This window comes from Ideonella sp., assembly GCF_036277275.1.
Taxonomy (GTDB): Bacteria; Pseudomonadota; Gammaproteobacteria; order Burkholderiales; family Burkholderiaceae_C; genus Ideonella.
In genome coordinates, this window is the sequence record NZ_DASUNH010000079.1 from 58,139 (window position 1) to 83,500 (window position 25,362).

A 25,362-nucleotide genomic window follows, 5' to 3' on the forward strand; every position below is an offset into this window, starting at 1 on the left:
CGCATCAGTCCTGGGCCACGACGTCTTGCGTCAGCTCATCCACCGGCTCGAGCGTGCCGGCCTCGGCAAAGGTGATGGCGGCCGCCACCTCGGTTGCCACTTCATGCTCGATTGCCGTTGTGTCCACTGCCAAGCCCAGCGCGTCGATGTGATGCTGGAACGCCGCGATCGGGCAGCGCTGCCTCCAGGCTTCGACCTCGGCCTTGTCGCGGTAGAGGTCGGGGTCGAACATCGAGTGCGCGCGGAAGCGGTAGGTGCGGAACTCGACGAACATCGGCCCCTCGCCGCTGCGCACGTGGGCCACCGCGTGGCGCATCGCGTCGCTCACGGCACCGACGTTCATGCCATCGACCGACACGGCGCTGATGCCGTAGCTGCGGGCCTTGGCGCACAGGTCGGTCTCCGATTCGGAACGCGCCAGCGCCGTGCCCATCGCATAGAGGTTGTTCTCGCACAGCAGCAGCAGCGGCAGGCGCCACAGCGCGGCCAGGTTGGCGCTTTCGTGGAACTCGCCTTCGGCCACCGCGCCCTCGCCGAAGAAGCAGGCGGTGATGCGGTCGGTGTGCTTGAGCTTTTCGGCCAGCGCGAAACCCACCGCCATCGGCAGCGCGCCGGCGACGATGGCGTTGCCGCCGAAGAAGCGTCGGCCGGCGTCGAACAGATGCATCGAACCGCCACGCCCGCGGCAACAGCCCTCGCGCTTGCCGAACATCTCGGCCATCACCGCGTTCATCGGCACGCCGCGGGCCAGCGCATGGCCGTGTTCGCGGTAGGTGGCCAGCACGCTGTCGTCGCCCCTGAGCGCCGGCATCGCGCCGGCCGCGATGGCTTCCTCGCCGATATACAGGTGCAGGAAGCCGCGGATCTTGCCGGCGCCGTAGAGCTGCGCGCAGGCTTCCTCGAAGCGCCGGATGCGCAGCATCTGCGTGAGCAGGCTGTGCGCCGTGTCGGCGGTCAGGCGGGTCATGTGGCCTCCAGCGTCGAGGTGTCGCCCTCGGGCAGGCCCAGTTCGCGGGCACGCAGCAGCCGTCGCATGATCTTGCCGCTGCGCGTGCGCGGCAGCGAATCGGCAAACGCGATCTCCTTGGGCGCCACCGCCGGTCCCAGGCGCTGCCGCCCGAAACCGAGCAACTCGCGCCGCAGCGCCTCGCTGGCCTCGACGCCGGGCTTCAGCGCGACGAAGACCTTGACCACCTCGCCGACCACCGGATCGGGCTTGCCGATCGCGCCGACTTCATGCACGGCGGGGTGCTCCATCAGCGCCGATTCGACCTCGAAGGGGCCGATCAGGTGGCCGGAGGACTTGATCATGTCGTCGGCACGGCCGACGAACCAGAAGTAGCCGTCGGCGTCGCGCCGGGCGAGGTCGCCGCTGAGGTACCACTCGCCGACGAAGCACCGGTGGTATCGCTCTTCCTCGTGCAGGTAGGTGCGGAACATCGATGGCCAGCCGCGCCGCAGGGCCAGCTCGCCCTCCGTGTCCGGATCGGTCACGACAGTCACGCCCCCGTCGGGCCCGCGCTGGATGATGGCGGCTTCGACACCCGGCAGCGGCCGCCCCATCGAACCGGGGCGGATGTCCATCGACAGCAGGTTGGCGATCATGATGCCGCCGGTCTCCGTCTGCCACCAGTTGTCGTGGATCGGCAGCCCGAAAGCCTCGAGACCCCAGCGGACCGCCTGCGGATTCAGCGGCTCGCCGACGCTGGCGATGAATCGCAAGGCCGGGCAGGGATGCGCCTGTGCAGCGCCAGCGCCGCCGCGCATCATCATCCGCACCGCCGTGGGTGCGGTGTACCAGACGTTGACGGCTTCGCGCTGAAGGATGCCGTACCAGCGTTCGGCATCGAAGTCGGCTTCGTCGACGACCAGCGTCACGCCGCTGGCCAGCGGGGCCAGGATGCCGTAGGACGTGCCGGTCACCCAGCCGGGGTCGGCGGTACACCAGTAGACGTCACCGGCACGCAGGTCCAGCGCGTTGCGGGCCGTGGCCAGGTGCGCCACGATCGCGTCGTGCACATGCAGGGCACCCTTGGGCTTGCCGGTCGTTCCGCTGGTGAAGTGCAGCAGCGCCGGTGTCTCGGGTGCGGTCGCGCCGATGGTGTAGCGCGGCGCAGCCGCCTCCAGCATGGCCTGCAGGTCGAGTGTGCCTTCCGGCAGCGGGCCATCGTCGTCGCGTTGCACCAGCACATGACGCAGGTCCGTCAGGCGCTCGCGCACCGGCGCGACCTTGCGGCGGTACAGGCTCGACGTCGTGACCAGCAACTTGGCCGCGCCCAGCGTCATCCGGGTGACGATGGGCTCGGGACCGAACGCCGAGAACAGCGGCGTGACGGTGCAGCGGTGCTTCAGCGCACCGAGCATCGCCAGATACAGCGCCGGGATGCGGCCGACGAGCAGGAAGACCGGGTCGCCCATGGCCAGGCCAAGCCCCGCGATCACGTTGGCGAAGCGGTCGCTCAGCGCGTCGAGCTGCGCGTAGCTGATGTCGCGGCGGGCACCATCCTTGGTGATCCAGCGCAGCGCGGTCTGGTCGGCCTGCGGCCCTTCGGCGTGGCGGCGGACGGCGAGTTGCGCCATGTTGAGCGAGCCGTCCGGTGCGAGCAGGGCGGCGCGCTCGTCGGCCCAACTGAAACGGCGGCACTCGGCTTCGTAATCGGGCAAGTTGGCCGGGCATGAGCCTGCCGGCTTGCGGACGAGATCCACCGCCGCGCCGATCGTCGAGCGGCGAGCGGTCGCGGCGTCATTCGTCGCCATGGCCACGCACCAGCAGTACAGGCACAGGAGCCTCGCGCAGCACCAAGGCTGCATCGCTGCCCATGGCCAGGCGGTTCAACCCGCGCCGGCCGTGCGTGCCCATCGCGATCAGGCCGCAATGCTGGCGGGTCGCCTCTTCGACGATCACGTCGGCGACCCGTTGCGAGGTGACCTCGCGAAGGACGGCCTCGTGGGAAAGCCCCGCCTGCGTGGCGCGTTGCCCTGCCTCGGCAAGGGTCTCTTTGCCGTACGCCAGCAACCTCGCCCGGGTGTCGTCGAAGCTGAGGGCCGACACCATGTCCGTCCGCAGCGAAAAGTCGTCCACCACGCACAGCAGCACCAGATGCGACTTCAGTGCACTGGCCAACTCGATGGCCTGGCCAAGCCCCAGTTCGGAGGTGGGGCTGCCGTCGACAGGAACCAGGATGCGGGCATACATGGGTGCTCCTCGGGCTGATCCAGGTGCGGCGCCCATCCAGGCCGGGCCGCCATGGGGTCATTCTTCGCCGCGCCGACACGTCTTGGTTTGAGAATTCTCATGTTCGCGGCCGCTGGATCGAGAGTGCTTTGGCGTTGGGCGGCCCGATCGTCGCCAGCGGCAAAGGCTGGTGCTCGGTCTTGCGAGCCATCAAGCGCTGCGCGGCCTGCGCCTCGTAGCTTGGTTTTGCAGCCGGATTCACTGCGCTGTCCACCTGTCGGATGATCTGAAGGGGTTCACCCATGAAAGCAATGGTGCTGACGGCCATCGGCCAGCCCCTGCAGTGGCAGGACCGGCCCGACCCCGTTCCCCCGCCTGGCGAGTTGCGCCTGCGCGTCGAGGCCTGCGCCGTGTGCCGCACCGACTTGCATGTGGTGGACGGTGAGCTGACGCTGCCCAGGCTGCCGCTCGTGCCCGGACACGAGATCGTCGGTATGGTGGACCGCGTGGGCGAGGGGGTCGACAGCAAATGGCTGCACCGGCGCGTGGGCGTGCCGTGGCTGGGCCACGCCTGCGGCCATTGCGCCTACTGTGCCGCGGGCCGCGAGAACCTGTGCGACGTGCCGGTGTTCACAGGCCATGGCCGTGACGGCGGGTTCGCGACCCATGTCCTGGCCGAGGCCGCGTTCTGCCTGCCGATTGATCTGCCGATGGATTCGGCGCATGTCGCGCCGCTGCTGTGTGCCGGCTTGATCGGCTGGCGCTCGCTGCGGCTGGCCGGTGCCGATGCGCGGTCACTGGGGCTGTATGGCTTTGGTGCTGCCGCCCATCTGATTGCGCAGATCGCCGTGCAGCAGGGGCGCCAGGTGTTCGCGTTCACGCGCCCGGGTGACGCAGCCGCGCAGCGCTTTGCGCTCGAACTGGGGGCGACATGGGCGGGCGACTCGACCGCGGCGCCCCCCGAGCCCCTCGACGCTGCGATCATCTTTGCCCCCGTCGGCGCGCTGGTGCCGCTGGCGCTTGGCGCGGTGCGCAAAGGTGGCCGAGTGGTCTGCGGCGGCATCCACATGAGTGACATCCCCACGTTCCCCTACCGCTTGCTCTGGCAAGAGCGGCAGCTGCTCTCGGTGGCGAATCTCACGCGCACCGACGCGACGGAGTTTCTGGCTGCGGCGGCCCGAATGCCACTGCATGTCGAAATTGCGCGCTACCCGCTGTCCGGGGCCAATCAGGCCCTGGACGACCTGCGGGGCGGGCGCCTGAACGGTGCCGCCGTGCTCATTCCATAGTGCGTGGGGCGTCGCCCCCGGTCGCGAGACAGGACCGCGACGACGGCAGCAACTCCGTGCGGTTGCACGGCGTTCATCGGGGTGTCTGCCCGCCCGTCAGCGCCGTGCCGCCAGCAGACCCACCAGCAACCCCACGGCGGCGGCCACCCCAATGGCGCCATATGGGTGCTCGTGCACGGCCTGGTTTGCCGCGCGCGCGGCGCGCCTGGCGCGGTGGACGGCGGCATCCTCCACATCGTCGAGGCGGGCGCGCATGTGGCGCACTTGGTCCGAGAACTGGTGGCGCACGGCCTCGAACGCTTGATCGCCGCTGTCGGCAGCTGACGCGAGCATGTGATCGGCTTCGTCGATCATGTGGCGCAGGTTGGTGGCAAGGCCCTTCTTGGCGTCTGCAACGGCGGTCATGGCGATTCCTTTCGGGTGGTGGCAGGCGGCAGGGAACCGCCTGTCGCGTTGGATGCTATGCAGCCACCGGCCTGCGGGCTTGACTACGCGCAAGTCATGGGCGGATTGGCGTGACAGGGGTGCTGGGCACCGGCAGCCGGGCATTGGCCTGTCGCCGGTTGCGCCAGATCAACGCGCCACGGAGGGCACGGCCAAAGAATTCTTGAGCACACAAGGAAGGAGCCGCAATGCCCTATCGAAGCCTGCTGGTCTTGTTGGACGGAGATGAGCACCAAGCCGCCCGGGTCCACTACGCAATCAAGCTGGCGAAGTCCCTCGATTGCCATCTGGTCGGTCTGGCACCGACCGGCCTGCTCGAAGCGCCGATGCCGCAGGGATCGTCGAGCGCCTTGAGCGAGCTGACCACTCAGGCCTGGCAACTGATGCGCCGCCGGGCTGACGAGGCGGTCCAGCTGTTCGAGCGGACTTGCACCGCGGCCGGCTTCACCTCTCGCGAATCGCTGGTGGTCGAGGACGCCAAGGCCGTCGCGCTGATCCGGCATTCGCACTGCTGCGACCTGGCCATCATGAGCCAACCCGAGCCCCGCACGGCCGGTTATGCGGAAGCCCGTTCGGTGTTGGAGGGCGTGGTGCTGGCCAGCGCCCGGCCGACCCTGATCGTGCCGTATGCTGGCCGTTTCGAGCTACCGCGGCACCAGGCGATGATCGCGTGGGACGAAGGCCGCGAAGCGGCGCGGGCCGTGGCCGATGCGCTGCCGCTGCTGTCGCGCATGGACAGCGTGCAGCTGACGATTTGGCGTCCGAGCCGAGCCGACGACCCGGGGCTGGTCGGGCGCGCCGAGGCGTTTTCGAAATGGTTGCTGTGGCACGGCGTGCAGGCAGAGGCACGAATCGAAGTCAGCGACCTGCCCGTGGCCGAAGCGATGTTGTCGCGCGCGGCCGACCTGAGCGCGGACCTGCTGGTGATGGGGGCCTACGGCCACCCGCGCTGGGCCCAGCGTGTGCTGGGTGGTGCCACGCGCGGCATCCTGGATTCGATGACCTTGCCGGTGCTGATGTCGCATTGACGGCGCCGCCATGGCCACGCGAAGTTGCCTATGCCTTGCGCTGGCCGGCCCTGGCGCCGGCTCGGCCGCCGGACTTGAACAACTGGCGCTCGCCGGCCTTGCGCTCGAGCTGCCTGGCAATGTTGCCGCAGACCAGGTCGCACAGCGCGTAGACCGAGTCGTCGGCGATCTGGTAGTAGGCGCTGGTGCCTCGTGTCTCGCGCTGGACGAGGCCGTGGCGTGTCAGGAACGACAGATGGCGCGAGATGTTGGCCGAGGTGTAGCCACACAGCTGGGCCAGTTCGCCGACGCTGCGCTCGCCGCCGCGCAGCAGGTTGAGGATTTGCAGGCGCGTCGGCTCCGACAGCGCCTGGAAATACGCCGCCACTTGTTCGAGCGCCTCGGGGGGCAGGTCCTGCATGCTGGGTGCGAAGCAATGGGTGGACACGGATGATGCCTCATTGACCCTGTGGCTGTGTGCGCCATTAGTTGCGTTCGTGATTGACTATTTAGCTATGTAGCTAATAATAGCGACCTGTATGAACTTCGTCCAATCCATCACCGCCTGGTTCGCGACCGTTCGCGAGCCGTTCACCGCCTTGGGCCGCGCACTGCACCTTGCCGCGCTGGGGTTGGCCGTGGCCAGCACCCACGCCGCCGCACCGGGCGCCGCTGCGCCGCCGTTGGCCACGGCCCCGGTCGTGTCCAGCAGCGCCGCCGGCAGCGCCGGCTGGGACGGGGTGGTCCAGGCGGTGCGCCAGACCACCGTGTCCGCGCAGGTGTCGGGCGCGGTGGTGGCGCTGGATGTGAGGGCGGGTGACACGGTCAAGGCTGGCCAGGTGCTGGCCCGGCTTGACGCACGCGCCGCCGAGCAGACGGCTGCCGCCGGCGCCGCGCAGGCACAGGCCGCCCGCGCCGCGCAAGACGAGGCCACCAAGGAATTCGCGCGCCAGCAGCAGCTGTACGAGCAGCGCTACATCAGCCGCGCGGCGCTCGACCGGGCCGAGGCGCAGTTCAAGTCGGCCCAGGCGCAGGCCGGTGCGCAGCTGGCCAGCGCCGGTGCGGCGCGCACCCAGTCGGGCTTCTATGTCGTCAAGGCGCCGTACGCCGGCGTGGTGGCTGACGTGGCCGTGGTGCTGGGCGACATGGCGATGCCGGGCACCCCGCTGCTGACGCTGTACGACCCGCTGGCGATGCGGATCAGCGTGGCGGTGCCGCAGACGGTGGCCACCCGCTGGTCGCCGGACTCGGCAGTGCAGGTCGAGCTGCCGGGTTTGCCCGGCGGCCATCGCGTCACGCCGAGCAAGGCCCGCCTGCTGCCGGCGGCAGACCCGGCGACCCACACGCTGGAACTGCAGTTGGACCTGCCGGCGAGTGTCGCGGGCGTGCGGCCCGGCATGTTCGCGCGTGCTTGGCTGCCCGGCGGCGCGGGCACCGATACGGGCGCGGCTGCCGGTGCCCGGCTGTACGTACCGGCCCGGGCCGTCGTCGCCCGATCCGAACTGACGGCGGTGTATGTCGTTGCGGCCGACGGGCGCGTGTCGCTGCGGCAGGTGCGGCGAGGTGCCGCCGTCGGCGAGCAGGTCGAAGTACTGGCCGGCGTGTCGGCCGGTGAACGGGTCGCGCTCGACCCGCAGGCGGCCGCACGCGCCACCACCCAGGGCCGCACGCCGTGAAGCCGCTGCTCGGCGTCTCGGGCCGCATCGCGGCCTTCTTCCAGTCGGCGCAGATCACGCCGCTGCTGGCCCTGGTGGCGCTGCTGCTGGGGGCGTTCGCCGTCGCCGTCACGCCGCGCGAGGAAGAGCCGCAGATCAACGTGACGATGGCCAACGTGCTGATCCCGTTCCCCGGGGCCTCGGTGCGCGAGGTCGAGCAGACGGTGGCGACGCCGGCCGAACAGGTGCTGTCCCAGATCGCCGGCGTCGAACACGTGATGTCGGTCTCGCGGCCGGGCATCGCGATCGTCACCGTGCAGTTCAAGGTCGGCGTGCCGCGCACCGAAGCGCTGGTGCGCCTGCATGACACGGTTCAGGCCAATGCCGACTGGCTGCCGGCCGGCCTGGGTGTCGGCCAGCCGCTGATCAAGCCGCGCGGCATCGACGACGTGCCGATCGTGACGCTGACCTTGTGGGCCAAGGGCGAGGGCGGCAACGCGTTCGACCTGGAGCGCGTGGCCCACAGCGTGGAGGCCGACCTGAAGCGCGTGCCGGGCACTCGCGAGGTGGTCACCATCGGCGGCCCGGGCCGCGCCGTGACGGTGGCACTCGACCCGGCGCGCATGGCCAGCGTGGGGGCTACGGTGGACGACCTGCGCCGTGCGCTGCAGTCGGCCAACCTCGGACTGCCGGTGGGTGAGCTGCTCAGCGGCAACCAGGCGGTGGCGTTGGACGCAGGGCCCTTGCTCGGCGATGCGCGCGAGGTCGGCGAGCTGGTGGTGGGCGTGCACGCCGGCAGGCCGGTGTTCCTGCAGGACGTGGCCACCGTGCGCGACGGGCCACAGCGGCCGCAGCGTTATGTGTGGCATGGCGCAGGCGGCGCCGAGTACCCCGCCGTGACGATCGCCGTGACCAAGAAGCCGGGCGAAAACGCGATCGACGTGGCCAACAGCGTGATGCGCCGGGTCGACGGCCTGCGCAACACCGTGATCCCGCAAGGCGTGGAGGTGACCGAAACTCGCAACTACGGCGCGACCGCCAACGACAAGGCGCAGAAGCTGATCCAGAAGCTGCTGTTCGCGACCGCCTCGGTGGTGGCGCTGGTCTTCTTCGCACTGGGGCGGCGCGAGGCGGCGATCGTCGGCGCCGCGGTGATCCTGACGCTGACGGTGACGCTGTTCGCTTCATGGGCATGGGGCTTCACGCTGAACCGCGTGTCGCTGTTCGCGCTGATCTTCTCGATCGGCATCCTGGTCGACGATGCGATCGTCGTGGTCGAGAACATCCACCGCCACCAGGCGTTGCACCCCGGCCGACCGCTGGCCGAGTTGATCCCCGGTGCGGTCGACGAGGTGGGCGGGCCGACGATCCTGGCGACGTTGACGGTGATCGCCGCGCTGCTGCCGATGGCGTTCGTGTCCGGCCTGATGGGGCCGTACATGAGCCCGATTCCGATCAACGCCAGCATGGGCATGTTGCTGTCGCTGGCCATCGCGTTCATCGTGACGCCGTGGCTGGCTCGCCTGTGGATGCGCCATGTGCCGGCCACGAGCGAAGGCGCCGGCGCGCCGCACGGCCTCGCGTCCCGGCTCGGCCCGCTGTTCGAGCGGCTGTTTCGCCCGCTGCTCGACGACGCCCGCGGGCGCCGCAACCGCGCGCTGCTCGGCGGCGGCATCGTCGCGTTGATCGCGCTGTCGCTGGCCCTTCCGGCCATCGGCCTGGTGGTGCTGAAGATGCTGCCCTTCGACAACAAGTCGGAGTTCCAGGTCATCGTCGACATGCCGGCCGGCACGCCGGTGGAGAAGACCGCGGCGGTGCTGCACGAGCTGGGCGTTTACCTCGGCCACCAGCCCGAGGTGACCAACTACCAGGCCTACGCCGGCACGGCGGCGCCGATCAACTTCAATGGCCTGGTGCGGCAGTACGGCCTGCGCGCGGGCGGCGAGGTCGGCGACCTGCAGGTCAACCTGGTCGACAAGCATGCCCGCGACGAGCAGAGCCACGCCATCGCGATGCGGCTGCGGCCCGAGCTGCAGAAGATCGGCCAGCGCTTCGGCGCCAACGTGAAGGTGGTCGAAGTGCCGCCGGGCCCGCCCGTGCTGGCACCGATCGTCGCCGAGGTCTACGGCCCGGAGGCCGAAGGGCGGCTGCAGGTCGCGCGGGCGGTGCGCGGCGTGTTCGAGAAGACCGCCGGCATCGTCGACGTCGACGACAGCGGCATCACGCTCGCACCGAAGAAGCTGCTGCTGGTGGACAGGCGCAAGGCCGCGATGCTGGGCGTGCCGCAAAGCGCGATCGTCAGCACGCTGCACGCGGGCCAGGCCGGCGAGGCCACGACCTACCTGCACGATGCCACCAAGTACCCCGCCCCCGTCGTGCTGCAACTGCCTGCCGAGCAGCAGGGCGAACTCGACGCGCTGCTGCAGCTGGGCGTGCGCGGCGCCGCGGGCCAGCTGGTGCCGATCCGCGAACTGGTGACGCTGAGCGACACGCTGCGCGAGCAGCCGATCCACCACAAGGACCTGCTGCCGGTGCACTACGTGGTGGCCGACATGGCCGGCACGCTCGACAGCCCGCTGTACGGCATGTTCAGCATGCGCAGCGCACTGGCCAAGGTCGTCACGCCGGGCGGCGGCACGCTGGACGAATACTTCATCAACCAGCCCGACGATCCCTACCGCAGCTACGCGATCAAGTGGGACGGCGAGTGGCAGATCACCTACGACACCTTCCGCGACATGGGCGCGGCGTATGCGGTGGGCCTGGTGCTGATCTACCTGCTGGTGGTGGCGCAGTTCGGCTCGTATCTAGCTCCACTGATCATCATGGCGCCGATCCCGCTCACGATCGTCGGCGTGATGCCGGGCCACGCCTTGCTGGGCGCGCAGTTCACCGCCACCAGCATGATCGGCATGATCGCGCTGGCCGGCATCATCGTGCGCAACTCGATCCTGCTGGTCGACTTCATCCGGTTGCAGCAATCGCAAGGCGTGCCGCTGAAGACGGCGGTCATGCGCTCGGCCGCCACGCGGGCCCAGCCGATCGTGCTGACCGGCCTGGCCGCGATGCTGGGCGCCTTCTTCATCCTCGACGACCCGATCTTCAACGGCCTGGCGATCTCGCTGATCTTCGGGATCCTGGTCAGCACCGTGCTGACGCTGGTCGTGATCCCGCTGCTGTACTTCGTCGCGTATCGCCGCGCCGAAGCGCAAATCCCTGCCACCCCACCCACTGAAGGAGCTTCAGCATGACCAGCTGGCAAATCGTCCGCCTGTTCGCAGGCACATTCATCCTCGTCTCGTTGGCGCTGGGCATTCCGGCCAGCCCGCTGTTCGTCAGCGGCTGGTGGCTGGCCCTGACCGCCTTCGTCGGCGCCAACCTGCTGCAAAGCGCGCTCACCCGCTGGTGCCCGCTGGAGATCATCCTGCGGCGCCTGGGCGCGCGTGGCGGTTGCTGACACGCCCCGGCCCACGCGCACTTCAACTGGTTCGGGCAGACCGGCCGCGATCGATGGATTGAGCCGCGTCAACAGGGCCGGACGATCGCCGGCCTATCGTGAAAACTTGATGTGTCTTCATTGAAAGGAACTGCCATGAGAACCACCGTGTTGATGGCGGCGATAGCCGCGTTGCTGCTGACCACCGGCCCGACGCTCGCGCAGACGGCGTCGGCCCCGTCGACGACCAGCGCGAGCGCTCCTGGCGCCGGTCAGCCCGGGCCCATGCACCGAGGTGGTCGCTGGGGGACCGACTTCACACCTGGCTGGTCGATGATGACGCCGCAAGAACGCAAGGAGCACCAGGACAAGATGCGCGGGATGGTCAGCGCCGCCGAGTGCAAGACCTACATGGACGAGCACCACCGCCAGATGGCCGACCGGGCGAAGGAAAAGGGCGTGACCTTGCCTGCCAAGCCGCGCCGCAACGCGTGCGCCGGCCTGCCAAACTGAACCTTGGGGCTGACCATGAACATGCCATCCAATGTCGGCTCGGCCGACCGGATGCTTCGCATCGGCGCCGGGGCCGCGTTGATCGGCCTGGCGCTGGCCGGCATCATCGGGCCTTGGGGCTACATCGGCGTGGTCGGGCTGGCCACCGGCCTGTTCCGCTTCTGCCCGGCCTACCGCCTGTTCGGCATCAGCACCTGCGCTTCGGCACGTCGGTAGACCCGTTGTTGCCGTTGCCGCGCATGACTCGGCATCTCGATCCAGCGCATGCGAACGCCGACGGACGAAGCCGTGCTGCCTCGTGGGCAGGCCACAGCACTTGCGTGGCGCACCGCTTCGTCCCACACGCAGACCGCATGAGCATCCTTCGGCCAAGGATCGATTGGATCCGACGCAAGGCCCAAGGCTTCGCAGAGGTCCTGCCTCAATCGTCCGTGGTCTGCCTCCGCTGGAGACATGCCGTGCATGTCGAAGACTGTGCGGGAGTCGCTCAAAGCTCAAACGAGACATTTGAAGGCGGTTGAGGCCGCCGCCCACCGCGGCTTGCCGGCCTTCCGCCCGCACCACGTGGCAGGCGCTGCCGCAGACAAGGGCCCATGGCAGCGCTTGCGCGGGATCGTTGACGCGCTACCCGATGCGCAATTCGTTGAGCACGACACGCACGCCGGGCGCCGACCAGGCCACGCCTTGTGCGGCGTCCCGCTCCTGCCAGGAGTGGACAGTGCCGGTCAGCTTGACGGTGTTGCCGTCGACGCTGACCTGGATGTGCTTGGCTTCCCTGATCGCCTGACGCGTCAGCGCCTCTTCGATCTTGCGGGACAGGTTGGCCGCCTTCGGTTGGGTGCGCAGCTTCATCTCGTTGCTGATCCCGACCACGCCCATCAGCGGGCGGATGGCCTTCTCGATGCTGTGCCGCTGGAAGTCCCAATCCACCTCGCCTTGCAGTGTGACCCAGCCGTGGTCCACGGTCAGCCGGATCGAGTCGTTGGGCACCATCACGTTCCACTTCAGGGCTTGTTCCGCACTGGCGGCGATGTCGGTGTCGCTGCGCCGGTGGCTGGGTTCGAGCTTGACATCGAGCTCGAGCGCAATGGCCTTGACACCCTCGACGCGGCGCACGGCACGCGCGGCGGCGTGCTTCTCGACAAAAGTATCCAGGTGGCCGGTCAGCGTGACGACGCCGTCCTTGACGGCCACACCAATGGCGTTGGACTTCACCGCCGGATCCCAGGCCAGTTCGTCGGCCACGTCCCGCTTCAGTTCTGCATCTGTCTTCATGACTTGTCCTTTCGAAGAAGCTCCGCCCGGGCCTTGGCGCGATACCTGTCCGCGGTGGGGCGGAAGCCCAATCTAGGCACTGCGCGGTGTGGCGGGGTTGCGATGGATCAGTTCAGTGCCGATGCGACGGCCCGCTCGCGCTGCAGCATCGCGGACGCGGGTGCGGCTTGCGGCGCCACGCGCGCCACGGGGTAGGCCGTCCCACTGAAGCGAAGCGGCACGTACTGGACGGCGAAGGCGTTGAAGTAGCCGGCCTGGCCCTTGCGGGGGGCAAGGTCGCCGAAGTCTGCCGGCACGGCCCCTTCGGGGCGGCGCGGCGTCACGGCCGGGACGCCCACGCCCAGGTAGCCATTGGCGCCGTCGACGAACAGCGTCAGGCCATCCGTGCTGAGCCCGGCCGTGGCCGGCAGCAGCACGCTGTTCGCACTGCTGGCCGTCTTGAAGTAGACGCGATCGTCGACCGCGCGCACCATGATCTGCCAATCCAGCAGCTGGAAGGCGTCCAGTGGGCCGGTGCTGCCGTCGGTCGTGATCTGGCCGCCCATCGCCGCCCCGCTCGGGAAGATCACGGGCACCAGCTTGTAGTGGACAGAGCTTCCGGCCGCGGCCTTCGCCACGGTCCACTGGCTGTGGTTGGGTGCCGCGTAGTCGTGCCACTCGAAGGCAGGGCCGGACAGGTAGAACGCGGTGCCGCCGGCCGCATGGGGCCCGGTGAAGTTCGCCACCTGCACACCGTGTTCCGGCCCCGGCCCGAAGGAGCCGAAGGCCAGCAGGCCGCCGTCGCGCAGGCCGTCGGGCGACGTCTTGACGCGGAGGTGCTGGCCGTCGGGCGTGACGGACACGCCCATCAGCGAAGCGCCGCCGGGCTGGCCGGGGCTGTAGCCGTAGTGGGTGGTGGTGCGAACCGTGACCTTCCAGCCGGTGATGTTGGCCGCTGTCAGGGGACCGACCGAGCCATCGGTCGAGACGGTGCCGAAGATCGTCACGCCGCCCGGGAGCATGACCCCGGCCAGTTGGAAGTCGGTGGCCACGGCCGGCCCGGCGAGCGCCAGCAGGACCACGCATTCGGTCAGCTTCATGAAGACTCCTTCTGCGGCAGTCTTCATCCTGGGCGTGCCCGGTGCGGCCGTCGTTGATTCGGGTCAAACGCCCGTCAGGACCGGGTCTTCGATCCCTGACAGCGGCTCAGCCTGCGCTGGGCGGCAGCGCGGCCCCGGCGCTGTCGACAACACGCACCTCGACCGGAATCGCCGCGCGAACGCTTTGGGTCACGACGCAGAACTCTTCGAACTGCGAGAGCACGCGACCGGGCTGCTTCAGCGCCGCCCAAGGTACGCCGAGCTGGACGGTGACCAAGATGCCGCCCACGCGCAGGCGGCCCTGGTCATTGCGCACCAGCGAGGCGGTGGCGTGCGTGTGCAGCGGGCCGGGCTCGTTCTTGAACTTGCGCATGGCGAACAACAGGCTGGCGGACAGGCAATTGGCCACCGCAGTGGTCAGCAAGCGGGTCGGGTTCGGGCCCGCGTCCGCACCCAGCGGCGGCGGCTCGTCGGTCGTCAGCACCGGCAGTGCGGGGTTGTCGAAATGGGCTTCGAAGCGGTAGTTCTCTTGTTGCACCAGGTCGAGCTGGATCTCGGTGTCCATAGGGTCCTTGTCGTCGAAGAGGGGCGCGACAGGCTCACGCCAGGCCCGCGCGGTGAAGTTTCGCTCGCAGCGCGGCGATCTCGGCGAGCAGGTCGATCACCAGCGCCGTGCCGCTCGGGTTCAGGTCCAGGTCACGGGACAGCCGCAACGCGGCACGCGCGCGCTGCAGCGCCGCGCCGCTGAAGCGCCATTCGTCGGGCCGCTGGCCAGCGGGTTCCAGCACCCCTTCGTCGACCAGTGCGACCAACCGCGCGCTGTCGGCTTGGCAGGCCCGGCACAGCTCGGCCAGGCTGAATTGGGTCGTCTCGTCGACCACCACGGCGTCGACCGCCAGTTGAACGTGAGCCATTGCGTCAAGCCTCCAGCGTGCTGCGCGGATTGAAGTGGGCGAAGCTGCGGGCCAACGCGGCGTAGGCTTCCTTGGCTTCGGCCGAATCGGCGGCCGGCACCGTAATGCCGAGGACGGCGTACAGGTCGCCCGCGGGGTTGCCGGGCAGCCCCTTGCCCTTGAGCCGCAGCTTGCGGCCGGAAGAAGACCCGGGCGGAATCGTCAGCTGCACACTGCCCTCGGGCGTCGGTGCCGTCACGGTGGCGCCGAGCGCGGCCTCCCATGGCGCGATCGGCAGGTTCAGGAACACATCGCGGCCGTCGACGCGGAAATGCGGATGCGGGTTGAACGCGATCTCCAGGTACAGGTCGCCCGCTGGCCCGCCGCCACGCCCGGCGGCGCCCTGGCCGGCCAGCCGCAGGTGCTGGCCTTCGCGCACGCCTTTCGGGATGTTCACATCGAGCTGGCGCTCTTGCCAGGCGACGTGGCCGTGCGCATCGGCCACCGGCACGCGCAGCGACACCGAGCGCCGGGCGCCGCGGTAGGCGTCTTCGAGATCGATGGTGATCTTCGCGTGGTGGTCGGTGCCGGCTGCATGCCGCGGGCCATGCGCGCGGGCACCCTGGGCACGGCGGCCGAACAGCGACTCGAAGAAGTCGCTGAAGTCCATGTCTTCGCCCGGTCCGACGTTGCCCCCGCTGAACTCGTAGCCGCTGTCCCAGCCGGGCGGCGGTTGGAATTCCTGCCCTCGCTGGTAGCGCTGGCCCACCTCGTCGTAGGCGGCTCGACGCTCGGGGTCGCTCAGGGCCTCGTAGGCTTCGGAGACCTCCTTGAAGCGCGCCTCGGCATCAGACTCCTTGCTGACATCCGGGTGGTACTTGCGCGCCAGCTTGCGGTAGGCGCGCTTGATCTCTTCCGGTGTGGCTGTCTTCTCGACATCAAGCGTGGCGTAGTAGTTCTTGAATTCCATGCGTGATCCAGGGCAATCGGAGATCCTTGAAAGACAGACTCAACCCGCTTCGACGAAGGTTCGCACGAAGTCCATCGACGAAACCACGCCCGCGATCTTTTCACCACGGGTCACCACGACGTGGTGAATGCCCTGCGTGGTCATCTGCCGGGCCACTTCGCTGAGCGGGGTGTTTTCGTCGACGCTGATCGGCTTGTAGCTGCACAGCTGCCAGGCGGCCACGCGCATCGGGTCGCGCTCCTGCGCATGGAACTGCAGCAGATCGCCCGCGCTGATCACGCCGACGATCATGCGCTTCGATTCGAGCACCGGCGCCCAGGTCAGCCCTTGTTCGACGAACTGGCGTTCGACCTCGGAGATCGTGTCGTCCATGTCGACGGACCAGACCCGAGGTTGCATCAGGGACGAAATCAGTCTGCTCATGACGGCTCCTGCATCACGGGATGAGCGCGTGGCGGCCGACCCAGCCGCTGCTCGACGGCCAGCACCTCGCGCGTGATCTTCAGCAGTGTGTCCGGCGTCACGCTCATCGAGTCGATGCCCAGCTCCACCAGGAACTCAGCCATCTCCGGATGGTCCGACGGCGCCTGGCCGCAGATGCCCGCGTGGCGGCCGTTGCGCCGAGCGCCTTCGATCGCCTGCCGGATCATCGTCTTCACGCCGTCGTCGCGCTCGTCGAAATCGAAAGCGACGATGCCCGAGTCGCGGTCGACGCCGAGCACCAGCTGGGTCAGGTCGTTGGAGCCGATCGAGAAGCCGTCGAACAGCCTGGCGAACGCGTCGATCTGGACCACGTTGTTCGGGATTTCGCACATCACGTAGATCTCCAGGCCGTTGACGCCGCGGCCCAGCCCTTGCGCGGCCATGGCTTGCAGCACGCGCTCGGCTTCGGGCACGCGGCGGCAGAACGGGATCATCAGCTTGACGTTGGTCAGGCCCATGTCGTCGCGTACGCGTTTCATCGCCGCGCATTCGAGCGCAAAGCCCTCGGCGTAGGCCGGGTGCGTGTAGCGCGAGGCCCCGCGAAAGCCGATCATCGGGTTCTCTTCCTTCGGCTCGAACCAGCGCCCGCCCAGCAGGCTGGCGTACTCGTTGGTCTTGAAGTCGGACATGCGCACGATCACCGGCTGCGGGTAGAAGGCAGCCGCGATCGTGCCGACGCCTTCGGCGAGCTGGCGCACGAAGAAGTCGGCCGGCCTGGCATAGCCCTGCGTCAACCGAGCGATCTCGTCGCGCGCGGCCGCGTCGTCGATCTTCTCGGGGTGCACCAGCGCCATCGGGTGGACCTTGATGTGCTCGGCGACGATGAACTCCATGCGCGCCAGGCCCACCCCGTCGGTGGGCAGCATCGCCGTCTGGAATGCGGTGTCGGGGTTGCCCATGTTGACCATCAGGTGCGTTTGCGGACGCGGCAGCTGGCTCAGGTCGGTGCGGGTGGTGGCGAAGGGCAGGGCGCCGGCGTAGACATGGCCCACCGCGCCCTCGGCGCAGGACACGGTGACCTCATCGCCGGTGCGCAGCGAGGTCGTCGCGTCGTCGCAGCCGACGACCGCCGGGATGCCCAGCTCGCGTGCGACGATCGCCGCGTGGCAGGTTCGCCCACCGCGGTTGGTGACCACCGCGGCGGCGGTCTTCATCACCGTGCCCCAGTCGGGCATCGTGGTGTCGGCCACCAGCACCTCGCCGGGCTGGAACAGGTGCAGTTGCGCCACGTCGGTGATCACGCGCGCCTTGCCCGCGGCGATCTTGCCGCCGACGGCGCGCCCGCTGGCGCGCAGTTCACCCTTGGCCGTCAGGCGGTATTCGTCGACCTGGCCGACCGGCCGCTGCGAGGCCACGGTCTCGGGCCGCGCCTGCACGATGTAGAGCTGGCCGTCGACGCCGTCCTTGGCCCATTCGATGTCCATCGGCGTCGGCTTGCCGGCCTTGTGGCTGTAGTGCGCCTCGATCTTCAGTGCCGCATCGGCCAGGGCCAGCACCTCGTCGTCGGTGATGCAAAAACGCGCCCGGTCCTCCTTCGGGGTCGGCACGTTGCGCGTGGCTTCCCGCCCGGCACCGGCGGCATAGACCATGCGGATCTTCTTGCCGCCCAGCTTGCGCCGCAGCACCTCGCGGTGGCCTTGGCGCAACGTGGGCTTGAAGACGTAGAACTCGTCGGGGTCGACGGTACCCTGCACGACGTTTTCGCCCAGGCCGTAGGCGCCGGTGATGAACACCACGTCGCGAAAGCCGGTCTCGGTGTCGAGCGTGAAGGTCACGCCGCTGGCCGCGCGGTCGGAGCGCACCATCTTCATCACGCCGACCGACTGCTGGACCTTGAAGTGGTCGAAGCCGTTGTCGACGCGGTAGCTGATCGCGCGGTCCATGAACAGGCTGGCGAAACACCGGCGAACGCTGTCGAGCAGCTTGGCCTCGCCGGCGATGTTCAGGTAGGTCTCGTGCTGGCCGGCGAAGCTGGCGGTGGGCAGGTCTTCGGCCGTGGCCGAGCTGCGCACGGCGACGGCCACGTGCTCGCCGTACTCGGCCTGCAGTTGCGCGTAGGCGCCCGTGATCGCGGCCACCAGGTCGGCCGGCAGTGGCGCGCCGTAGACGATCTCGCGCGCAAGCTGGGCGCGACGCGCCAGGTCGTCGACATCCCTCGTGTCGAGCCCGTCGAGCGCCCGGTGCAGGCGCGGCCAGGCGTCGGCCGTGTCGAGCACGTGACGAAAGGCGGCGGCGGTGATGGCAAAGCCATTGGGCACGCGCACGCCCTGCGCGGCGAGCTCGCGGTACATCTCGCCGAGCGAGGCGTTCTTGCCGCCCACCGAGGCCACGTCGCCGACGCCGAGTTCAGAGAACCAGCGGATGTGCGCGGCATGGTCCGCGGCGTGGTGCTCGTCTCGTCGGGGCATGGCGAATCTCCAGGTCTGAACGCCGCGAGCATGCCCTGGAGGGGCAGGCACGAGTTGATGCAGCGCAAGGCAGCGCCATACCCGACCGGTGCCTGCGCCACCTGGGTGTGACGGGCGATGCCGGTGCGGCCAAACGAGAAGCCGCTTGCTGACATCGCGTGCGACGAGTTAGGCTGCCGCAGCGGGCGTTGGTGGATCCGGTGGGTCGGTTCTCAGGGTCCTTTGGTCCGCCTGGCACGGCGCACCGCCGGGTCCGTTGTTTGCCCGACCGGCGCAGCCGTATCAGCAAAGGAGAGACGTTCGATGGCCTTGCCCCACGCTCAATTGCTTGACGTCATCGGCGTGCAGCCGCTGGGTGACAAGCTGATCGATGCGTTCAGCACCAGCCTGATCAAGACCGGGCGGCTGCAGCTGCTGCACCTGGTGTTGCCGGCGCGGGAGGACATGCCCGAGCATCATGTGGACGACGAATGTTGCATCCACTGCCTGGAAGGTGATGTCGAGGTGGTGATGCCCGGCGGCTCGCGACGTCTGACGGCCGGCCAATTGGTCGTGCTGCCGGCGCGGCAGCGGCATGCACTCAGCGCGCATGCCGATTCAGCCGTGCTGCTGACGCTGATGTTGCGGCACGGCTACGCCACGCCGGACGCAGGCTGAGATCTACTGGAAGGATTCCGGGTCCAGCGTGCAGCGTGCGCTGACGAGCGTCTGCGCGTCGCGGCCGTCGGTGGTGGTGGGCCATTCGCCGCGTGCTTCGAAGATGTTGGCGCCGCGTGTGATGCACTGTTCGCGCGGTGTCGCCAGGTCGACCTCGATGCCCTTGGGTGTCGGCCGCATCACGTAGGCGGCCAGGGCCGTGGCTTCCACCAGCGCCAAGCCGGCCACCACCCACACCCACTTGCGGGAGGTCGGACGGGTCTTGTCGAGAAACAGCATGCGCATGAGGAGGGCCAGGGTCAATACAGCTCGGGAGGCCCGGATTCTGCGGACGTGGGGCCGGGGCGTATCTCCCTCGATTGGGGGGAGACCCGGTGTTTCGCCGCTTTGTTCTAGGGGGAGAGTCTCCCGGGCTGTAACGGCTTGTCAGTTATTGCGCCCGGCCATCACGCCACCGTCCACGTCCCACACCGCGCCGGTCACCCAGCCGGCCTGTTCCGACAGCAGGAAGGCGACGACGTTGGCGACGTCGTCGGCGGTGCCGATGCGGCCGATCGGGTGGAAGCTGTTGAAGCCCTGCAGCGCGGCGTGCACGTCGGCCTTCGGGATGAAGCCTTCGTAGACCGGTGTCTCGACCACGGCCGGCGAGACCGCGTTGACGCGGATGCGGTGCTCGGCCAGCTCCATCGCCAGGTGCTGGGTGAGTGCGTGCAGCCCGGCCTTGGCCATCGAATAGGCCGACGACGGGGTCGCCTTGATCGCCTGCTGGGCCCACATCGAGCCGATGTTGACGATCGCGCCAGGGCGCCCTGCGGCCACCATCTGCGCCGCCACCTGCTGGGTGATGAAGAAGGTCGCGCGGTTGAGGGCTTGATACTGGTCGTAGTCCTTCTCGGTGTGCTCGAGGAAGGGTTTGGGGAAGAACACCCCGGCCGCATTGACCAGCAGGCTGATGTCGCGGTGTTCTTCGCTCAGGTGCTGTAGCAATTGCTGTACGCCTTCGCCGCGGCTGATGTCCGCATTCACCGCGGCGACCTGGCCCAGCGGTCGCAGTTGGCCCAGCGCCTCGGCCGTCTTGGCGGGCTGGCGCCCGACGATCACCGCGCTGCCGCCACGCACCAGCACCTGCCGCGCGGTGGCCAAACCCATGCCGCTGCTGCCGCCCACGACGAGCAGCTTGTGGCCCGAAAAGTTCTTTTCCATCAGATTCTCCTGAAAGGTCTACCAACCAATTGGTAGATTGTTGCGGTAAAAAAAAGGCGGGCTCATGCCCGCACGGTCGACAGGAAAGCTTCAGCGACGTCGGCCGGGCTGCGAGGCGAGCGCAGGCCCCGGCCGACCACCATGGCACCTTCCAGCGCGCACAGGTACGCCTCGGCCAACGCCCGGGCATCGGGCGAGGGGCGGATCAGCCCGGCGCGCTGGCCGGCCAGGAAGATGGCGCTCAGCCAGTCGAGGTTGACCTCGAAGAACAGCCGGACTTCGTTCGCCAACGCTTCAGGCAATGAATCGGCCTCGGCCCCCAGCATGCCGCACAGGCACAGGCGCCGGTTGTGCGCGAAGGTGCGCTCGAACAGGGCCGCATAGGCGGACAAGCGCTCTGGCGCTTTGGAGAGCCGGCCTTCGATGGCCAGCAACTGCTCGCGGAATCGATGGGCGTAGCGCTGCGTCACCACCGCCACCAGCTCGGCCTTGGTCGGAAAGTGGTGGTGGATGCTGGGCTTCTTGATGCCGACCAGCTGTGCCACGTCGTCGTACGAAAAGCCGGTGTAGCCACGCTCTTGCACCAGGCCTTCGGCCGCGTCGACCACCCTTTCCGCGGTGGCCGAGATCTCGGAAAAATGCTTCATTGAAAACCGCTGCGGCTAAGAAAACTACCGACTAATTGGTAGACATCATACCTGCAGTCGCGAATTTGGCAAGCCCGTCGGCCGCGCGGGGGCGGCCGACGGGCAGCTCGCCGCCACGGCATGCTCAGATCGGCGTCGCGGCAGGCGGATCGATCTCGCGCACGGGCCCGGCGTGGGCCACCGGCGGTGGCGCCACGAGGCCGGGCGCCGGAAGCCGGCGCTGCTCCAGCACCTGCTTCATCACCACCGAACGCATCAGCCAACCGTAGCAATAGCGGTAGCCGTGGCTGTTCGGGTGAAAGCCGTCGCCGGCAAAAAAGCGATTTCGCTGGTTCGCCAACACATCGCGATGGCGATCCTCGTGGAAGCCGACATAGTCCACGCCGTGCTTCTGTGCCAGGCGGTAGAACAATTCGCCGACCAGACGCGAACGGCGTGACAGCCACCAGCTGAAGGGAGGGCGAAACAGCGGTGCCAGCCCGACGTCGCCGGGCCCGAGCCAGATGACGCGCTCACCGGCGTCGTGCAGGCGCGGCAGCAGCGCTTCGGCAGCCTGTTGCATCACGGCGAGGTTGGGGCTGCGCAGAATGTCGTTGCCACCGACGTGCAGCAGCACGACATCGAAACGCGCGTCGCGGTGACCCAACCGGCGCAACTGCGCCGGGACGTCACCCAAGGTGGCGCCGGACACGCTGAGATTGACCACCTCGGCACCCCTGCACTCGGCGATCAGCAGCCCGGCGATGGATTGGGTCGGGCAATCGGCGCCGATGCCCACCCCGGTGCTGTCACCCAAGATCAGCACGCGCTGCTGAGCGCGCAGCGCCCGGTACTGGTACGGGCGGCGCGGCGGCGCCGCGTCGGCGTCGCGCAGCGCGCGGCGCACCCGCAGCGCCTGGTCGGTGCTGACGGCGGCCAGCACGCCCAGCGCGCACAGTGCCGCCAGCTGCAGGACCGTACCGAGGCCGGTCCGGGAAGCTGATGCGGGTGTCGAGGCCATGGCGTTTGTCCCTCCGGCGCGCCGGGCCGCGTTCAGGGCACGCGACGCCCGGTGATGAGCTGGAACAGCACGATCACGACGGCGGCCACCAGCAGCAGGTGCAGCAGCCCGCCTGCCGTGAAGGCGGTCAGGGAACCAACGATCCACAGGGCCAACAAGATGACGGCAATGGTGTACAGCACGGTGTTCTCCTGCATGTGACAAGAATGCCGCCACCGTAACGGATTCGCGCGTCAACGAATGTCGGTCGCTGGCGTCAATGCGCGTAGGACCGCGCCGCACCGCGCGGGCGCGCTGGATGGGCGTGCGGGGCCGCCCGTCCCGTCGGCCGCCGATCAGCCGGCGAAACGATTCGCCGGCTGCCCGGTCGCGCTGGTGTCGACCGCGAAGAGGCCCCCCGCGAACGGCTGGGCCGCCAGCTGCGCTGCACTCAGCTCGAAGCGGGCACTGGTGATGAACAGCGTGCGCAGGTCCGGCCCACCGAAGGCCAGGTTGGTGATGTGATCGGTCGGCAGCTTCACGCGCAGCAACTCTTCAGCGCTGTCCGGGTCGTGGCAGGTGACGCAGGCGGCACCCCAATGGGCGATCCACAGCCGGCCGTCGGCGTCCGTCGTCATGCCGTCCGGGTAACCGTCGCCGTTGGTGAAGCGCAGCCATGGGCGTTGCCCACTCAGCGTGCCGCTGGTGATGGCGAAATCGAAGGCGTGGATCTGCTGGTGCACGGTGTCGTTGAAGTACATCGTGCGCTGGTCACGCGACCAGGTCGGCCCGTTGGTCACGGCGAAGCCGGCATCGAACACGCGCGTGCCCAGGCCGTTCGCATCGAAGCGGTAGAGCGCGCCGGTCGGGGCTTGGCAGCCGAAGTCCATGCTGCCGGCCCAGAAGCGGCCCTGCGCATCGCACTTGCCGTCGTTGAAACGGTTGCCGTTGCGCTCGGGTTCGGGCTGGTGCAGGCGCTGCAGTTCGCCGGTGGCCGGATCGAACAGCGCCAGCCCGCGGCGCAGCGTGACGGCCAGGCCCGGCTGGTTCGCACGCTCGGCGACCGCGCTGATCGTTTCGTCGAAAGCCCAGCTGCTGCGTTCACCATCGGCCAGGCGGTACCGATGCAGCCGGTGTTCGAGGATGTCGACCCAGTACAGCGCCTGCTCCTGCTCGGACCAGCAGGTGCCTTCGCCGAGCGTGGCGCCGGCGGGCCAGATGCAACGGGGTTCGGACAGCAAGGTCGGCGTGGGCTGGTTCATGGTCGATCGATCTGCTCAGGACGAACGATTGGGATTGTTCCAGGCGCGCGCAGCGCCGACGCCCATCAAGTGGCGTGCGCGGATCTGGCTTTGCCAGTCCGCTGCGCGAGCCCCCTTTGGGGGGCAGGCTCCGGAAGGGGACGTGGGGGCCGACATTCAGTGCGAATCGCGGGGCACAGGGGCGCCGCTGCTGCCGACCAGGAAATCGAGGTCGGCGCCCAGGTGTGCTTGCTGCACGTGCTCGACGTACAGCTTGTACCAACCGCGCTTGGGCGCGTCCGGTGGCGCCCATTCTGCGCGGCGCCGCACCAGCTCTTCGTCGCTGACCTCCAGGTGCAGCCGGCGCCCCGGCACATCCAGCTCGATCATGTCGCCGTCACGCACCAGCGCCAGCGGGCCCCCTGCCGCCGCTTCGGGCGAGGTGTGCAGCACGACGGTGCCGTAGGCCGTGCCGCTCATGCGCGCATCCGAGATGCGGACCATGTCGGTGATGCCCTTGCGCAGCACCTTCGGCGGCAGCGGCATGTTGCCCACCTCGGCCATGCCAGGGTAGCCGCGCGGGCCGCAGTTCTTCAGCACCATCACGCAATGTTCGTCGACGTCCAGCGCCTCGTCGTCGATGCGGGCATGGAAGTCTTCGATGTCCTCGAACACCACTGCACGGCCGCGGTGTTTCAGCAGATGAGGCGACGCGGCCGACGGCTTGATCACCGCGCCATCCGGGGCCAGGTTGCCGCGCAGCACGGCAATGCCGGCAGCCGGCTTGAACGGCTCTTCGAACGAGCGGATGACCTGCGGGTTCCAGCAGCGCGCGCCGTCGATGTTCTCGCCGATCGTGCGGCCGTTCACCGTCAACGCGTCCTGGTGCAGCAGGTGCTTGATCCGGTTCATCACCACCGGCAGGCCACCGGCGTAGAAGAAGTCTTCCATCAGGAAGCGCCCCGACGGCTGCAGGTCGACCAGGCACGGGATCTCGGCACCGAGCCGATCCCAATCTTGCAGGTTCAGCTCGACCCCCATGCGTCCGGCGACGGCCAGCAAATGGATCACCGCGTTGGTCGAGCCGCCGATTGCCGCGTTGGTGCGGATCGCGTTCTCGAAGGCCTGGCGGGTCAGGATCTTCGACATCCGCAGATCCTGGTTGACCATCTCGACGATGCGCCGGCCGCTGAGCTGAGCCAGCCGATGGCGCCGTGCGTCGACTGCGGGGATCGCCGCGTTCTCGGGCAGGGCCATGCCCAGTGCCTCGACCATCGAAGCCATCGTCGACGCCGTGCCCATCGTCATGCAGCTGCCCTTCGAGCGGTGCATGCAGCTCTCGGCCGCGGTGAAGTCTTGCGGGGTCATCTCGCCAGCGCGCACCATCTCGCTCATCTGCCAGACGCCGGTGCCCGAGCCGATGTCTTCGCCGCGGAACTTGCCGTTCAGCATCGGCCCACCGGAGATGCCGATCGCGGGCAGGTCGCAGCTGGCCGCGCCCATCAGCAGCGCCGGTGTCGTCTTGTCACAGCCCATCAGCAGCACGACGCCGTCGATCGGGTTGCCGCGGATCGATTCCTCGACGTCCATGCTGGCCAGGTTGCGAAACAGCATCGCGGTCGGCCGCAGCTGGGTTTCACCGAGCGACATCACCGGGAACTCGAGCGGGAAGCCGCCGGCCTCGTAGACCCCGCGCTTGACCCGCTCGGCGAGCTCGCGGAAGTGGGCGTTGCAGGGCGTGAGCTCGGAGAAGGTGTTGCAGATCCCGATCACCGGCCGGCCGTCGAACAAGTCCGCCGGAAAGCCCTGGTTCTTCATCCAGCTGCGGTGCAGGAAGCCATCGCGGTCCGGATGGCCGAACCAGGCGGTGCTGCGGAGCGGCTTATTGTCGTTGGCCATGCGAAGTGCTCCCCGGGCGGCGGTGACGGCCCTGAGCATACAAGAAGCGTTGGCGGAAAACCAAGGCCGTCGCGGGACGCCGGCCGGGATTTGCGGCCGCCCTGGCGGT

General features: G+C 68.7%; 28 protein-coding genes. 8 read left to right on the forward strand and 20 right to left on the reverse strand.

Annotated features, from left to right (window positions below; translation table 11 throughout):
* Positions 1-4 precede the first annotated feature (4 nt).
* The 4 genes from pdhA to VFY73_RS14005 all read right to left on the reverse strand — a co-directional run bounded on the left by pdhA (position 5) and on the right by VFY73_RS14005 (position 3,503).
* A complete protein-coding gene (gene pdhA / locus VFY73_RS13990; RefSeq protein WP_329719707.1) occupies positions 5-967 on the reverse strand; it encodes a pyruvate dehydrogenase (acetyl-transferring) E1 component subunit alpha in 963 nt (320 codons plus the stop codon).
* The gene (gene acsA / locus VFY73_RS13995; RefSeq protein WP_329719709.1) at positions 964-2,757 is read right to left on the reverse strand and encodes an acetate--CoA ligase; all 1,794 of its coding nucleotides are present in this window, start codon (positions 2,755-2,757) and stop codon (positions 964-966) included. Before acsA ends, pdhA begins: the two co-directional genes overlap by 4 nt.
* Entirely contained in the window at positions 2,744-3,196 is a 453-nt protein-coding gene (locus tag VFY73_RS14000; protein ID WP_329719711.1) for a universal stress protein, read from the reverse strand. Before VFY73_RS14000 ends, acsA begins: the two co-directional genes overlap by 14 nt.
* 97 nt (positions 3,197-3,293) lie before the next feature.
* Positions 3,294-3,503 carry a hypothetical protein gene (locus VFY73_RS14005; protein ID WP_329719713.1) on the reverse strand — a complete coding sequence of 70 codons (210 nt, stop codon included), beginning with the start codon at positions 3,501-3,503 and terminating at the stop codon, positions 3,294-3,296.
* On the opposite strand from VFY73_RS14005, the gene VFY73_RS14010 reads away from it, so the two are divergent.
* The gene (locus VFY73_RS14010; protein ID WP_329719715.1) at positions 3,478-4,464 is read left to right on the forward strand and encodes a zinc-dependent alcohol dehydrogenase family protein; all 987 of its coding nucleotides are present in this window, start codon (positions 3,478-3,480) and stop codon (positions 4,462-4,464) included. The genes VFY73_RS14005 and VFY73_RS14010 overlap by 26 nt on opposite strands.
* 96 nt (positions 4,465-4,560) lie before the next feature.
* Here VFY73_RS14010 and VFY73_RS14015 read toward each other — a convergent pair whose 3' ends face one another.
* On the reverse strand, positions 4,561-4,869 hold the full coding sequence (locus tag VFY73_RS14015; RefSeq protein ID WP_329719717.1) for a DUF883 family protein: 309 nt from the start codon (positions 4,867-4,869) through the stop codon (positions 4,561-4,563).
* A 227-nt stretch (positions 4,870-5,096) separates the two neighbouring features.
* Between VFY73_RS14015 and VFY73_RS14020 the strand changes: the two genes are divergently transcribed.
* Complete coding sequence (locus VFY73_RS14020) at positions 5,097-5,936, forward strand: universal stress protein (RefSeq protein ID WP_329719719.1); 840 nt, start codon at positions 5,097-5,099, stop codon at positions 5,934-5,936.
* A 28-nt stretch (positions 5,937-5,964) separates the two neighbouring features.
* Here the strand turns inward: VFY73_RS14020 and VFY73_RS14025 are convergent, their stop codons facing one another.
* Complete coding sequence (locus VFY73_RS14025) at positions 5,965-6,336, reverse strand: metalloregulator ArsR/SmtB family transcription factor (RefSeq protein WP_329719765.1); 372 nt, start codon at positions 6,334-6,336, stop codon at positions 5,965-5,967.
* Between the two features lie 118 nt (positions 6,337-6,454).
* Between VFY73_RS14025 and VFY73_RS14030 the strand changes: the two genes are divergently transcribed.
* The 5 genes from VFY73_RS14030 (at position 6,455) to VFY73_RS14050 (ending at position 11,735) form a co-directional block, all read left to right on the forward strand.
* Positions 6,455-7,591: an efflux RND transporter periplasmic adaptor subunit gene (locus tag VFY73_RS14030; protein ID WP_329719721.1), complete on the forward strand. Its 1,137-nt coding sequence runs from the start codon at positions 6,455-6,457 to the stop codon at positions 7,589-7,591.
* Positions 7,588-10,821, forward strand: a complete 3,234-nt coding sequence (locus VFY73_RS14035; protein ID WP_329719723.1) for an efflux RND transporter permease subunit — start codon at positions 7,588-7,590, stop codon at positions 10,819-10,821. The genes VFY73_RS14030 and VFY73_RS14035 overlap by 4 nt, the downstream gene beginning before the upstream one ends.
* Positions 10,818-11,027: a DUF2892 domain-containing protein gene (locus VFY73_RS14040; protein WP_329719725.1), complete on the forward strand. Its 210-nt coding sequence runs from the start codon at positions 10,818-10,820 to the stop codon at positions 11,025-11,027. The genes VFY73_RS14035 and VFY73_RS14040 overlap by 4 nt, the downstream gene beginning before the upstream one ends.
* 135 nt (positions 11,028-11,162) lie before the next feature.
* Positions 11,163-11,519, forward strand: a complete 357-nt coding sequence (locus tag VFY73_RS14045) for a hypothetical protein (RefSeq protein WP_329719727.1) — start codon at positions 11,163-11,165, stop codon at positions 11,517-11,519.
* 15 nt (positions 11,520-11,534) lie between these two features.
* Entirely contained in the window at positions 11,535-11,735 is a 201-nt protein-coding gene (locus tag VFY73_RS14050) for a YgaP family membrane protein (RefSeq protein ID WP_414654459.1), read from the forward strand.
* 408 nt (positions 11,736-12,143) lie between these two features.
* On the opposite strand, the gene VFY73_RS14055 is transcribed toward VFY73_RS14050, so the two are convergent.
* From VFY73_RS14055 to ppsA, 7 genes are all read right to left on the reverse strand, one after another.
* A complete protein-coding gene (locus VFY73_RS14055) occupies positions 12,144-12,794 on the reverse strand; it encodes a BON domain-containing protein (protein WP_329719729.1) in 651 nt (216 codons plus the stop codon).
* A 107-nt stretch (positions 12,795-12,901) separates the two neighbouring features.
* Entirely contained in the window at positions 12,902-13,873 is a 972-nt protein-coding gene (locus tag VFY73_RS14060) for a hypothetical protein (RefSeq protein ID WP_329719731.1), read from the reverse strand.
* A 106-nt stretch (positions 13,874-13,979) separates the two neighbouring features.
* Positions 13,980-14,438 carry an OsmC family protein gene (locus VFY73_RS14065; protein ID WP_329719733.1) on the reverse strand — a complete coding sequence of 153 codons (459 nt, stop codon included), beginning with the start codon at positions 14,436-14,438 and terminating at the stop codon, positions 13,980-13,982.
* A 34-nt stretch (positions 14,439-14,472) separates the two neighbouring features.
* Positions 14,473-14,787 carry a chaperone modulator CbpM gene (locus tag VFY73_RS14070; protein WP_329719735.1) on the reverse strand — a complete coding sequence of 105 codons (315 nt, stop codon included), beginning with the start codon at positions 14,785-14,787 and terminating at the stop codon, positions 14,473-14,475.
* Between the two features lie 4 nt (positions 14,788-14,791).
* Positions 14,792-15,736: a DnaJ C-terminal domain-containing protein gene (locus tag VFY73_RS14075; RefSeq protein WP_329719737.1), complete on the reverse strand. Its 945-nt coding sequence runs from the start codon at positions 15,734-15,736 to the stop codon at positions 14,792-14,794.
* Between the two features lie 39 nt (positions 15,737-15,775).
* Complete coding sequence (locus VFY73_RS14080) at positions 15,776-16,159, reverse strand: cyclic nucleotide-binding/CBS domain-containing protein (protein ID WP_329719739.1); 384 nt, start codon at positions 16,157-16,159, stop codon at positions 15,776-15,778.
* Positions 16,156-18,627, reverse strand: a complete 2,472-nt coding sequence (gene ppsA / locus VFY73_RS14085) for a phosphoenolpyruvate synthase (RefSeq protein WP_329719741.1) — start codon at positions 18,625-18,627, stop codon at positions 16,156-16,158. The genes VFY73_RS14080 and ppsA overlap by 4 nt, the downstream gene beginning before the upstream one ends.
* A 303-nt stretch (positions 18,628-18,930) precedes the next feature.
* Between ppsA and VFY73_RS14090 the strand changes: the two genes are divergently transcribed.
* Positions 18,931-19,284, forward strand: a complete 354-nt coding sequence (locus VFY73_RS14090; RefSeq protein ID WP_329719743.1) for a cupin domain-containing protein — start codon at positions 18,931-18,933, stop codon at positions 19,282-19,284.
* Between the two features lie 3 nt (positions 19,285-19,287).
* Here the strand turns inward: VFY73_RS14090 and VFY73_RS14095 are convergent, their stop codons facing one another.
* The 7 genes from VFY73_RS14095 to araD form a co-directional block, all read right to left on the reverse strand.
* Positions 19,288-19,569: a hypothetical protein gene (locus VFY73_RS14095; RefSeq protein ID WP_329719745.1), complete on the reverse strand. Its 282-nt coding sequence runs from the start codon at positions 19,567-19,569 to the stop codon at positions 19,288-19,290.
* Positions 19,570-19,710: 141 nt separating this feature from the next.
* On the reverse strand, positions 19,711-20,487 hold the full coding sequence (locus tag VFY73_RS14100; RefSeq protein ID WP_329719747.1) for an SDR family oxidoreductase: 777 nt from the start codon (positions 20,485-20,487) through the stop codon (positions 19,711-19,713).
* Between the two features lie 62 nt (positions 20,488-20,549).
* A complete protein-coding gene (locus VFY73_RS14105; protein WP_329719749.1) occupies positions 20,550-21,134 on the reverse strand; it encodes a TetR/AcrR family transcriptional regulator in 585 nt (194 codons plus the stop codon).
* Between the two features lie 124 nt (positions 21,135-21,258).
* Positions 21,259-22,134 (reverse strand): GDSL-type esterase/lipase family protein, encoded by an 876-nt coding sequence (locus VFY73_RS14110; RefSeq protein WP_329719751.1) that lies wholly within the window; start codon positions 22,132-22,134, stop codon positions 21,259-21,261.
* A 32-nt stretch (positions 22,135-22,166) separates the two neighbouring features.
* Positions 22,167-22,316 (reverse strand): lmo0937 family membrane protein, encoded by a 150-nt coding sequence (locus VFY73_RS14115; RefSeq protein WP_329719753.1) that lies wholly within the window; start codon positions 22,314-22,316, stop codon positions 22,167-22,169.
* Between the two features lie 153 nt (positions 22,317-22,469).
* Entirely contained in the window at positions 22,470-23,375 is a 906-nt protein-coding gene (locus tag VFY73_RS14120) for an SMP-30/gluconolactonase/LRE family protein (protein WP_329719755.1), read from the reverse strand.
* A gap of 156 nt (positions 23,376-23,531) precedes the next feature.
* A complete protein-coding gene (gene araD, locus VFY73_RS14125; protein ID WP_329719757.1) occupies positions 23,532-25,253 on the reverse strand; it encodes an L-arabinonate dehydratase in 1,722 nt (573 codons plus the stop codon).
* Positions 25,254-25,362: the final 109 nt, after the last annotated feature.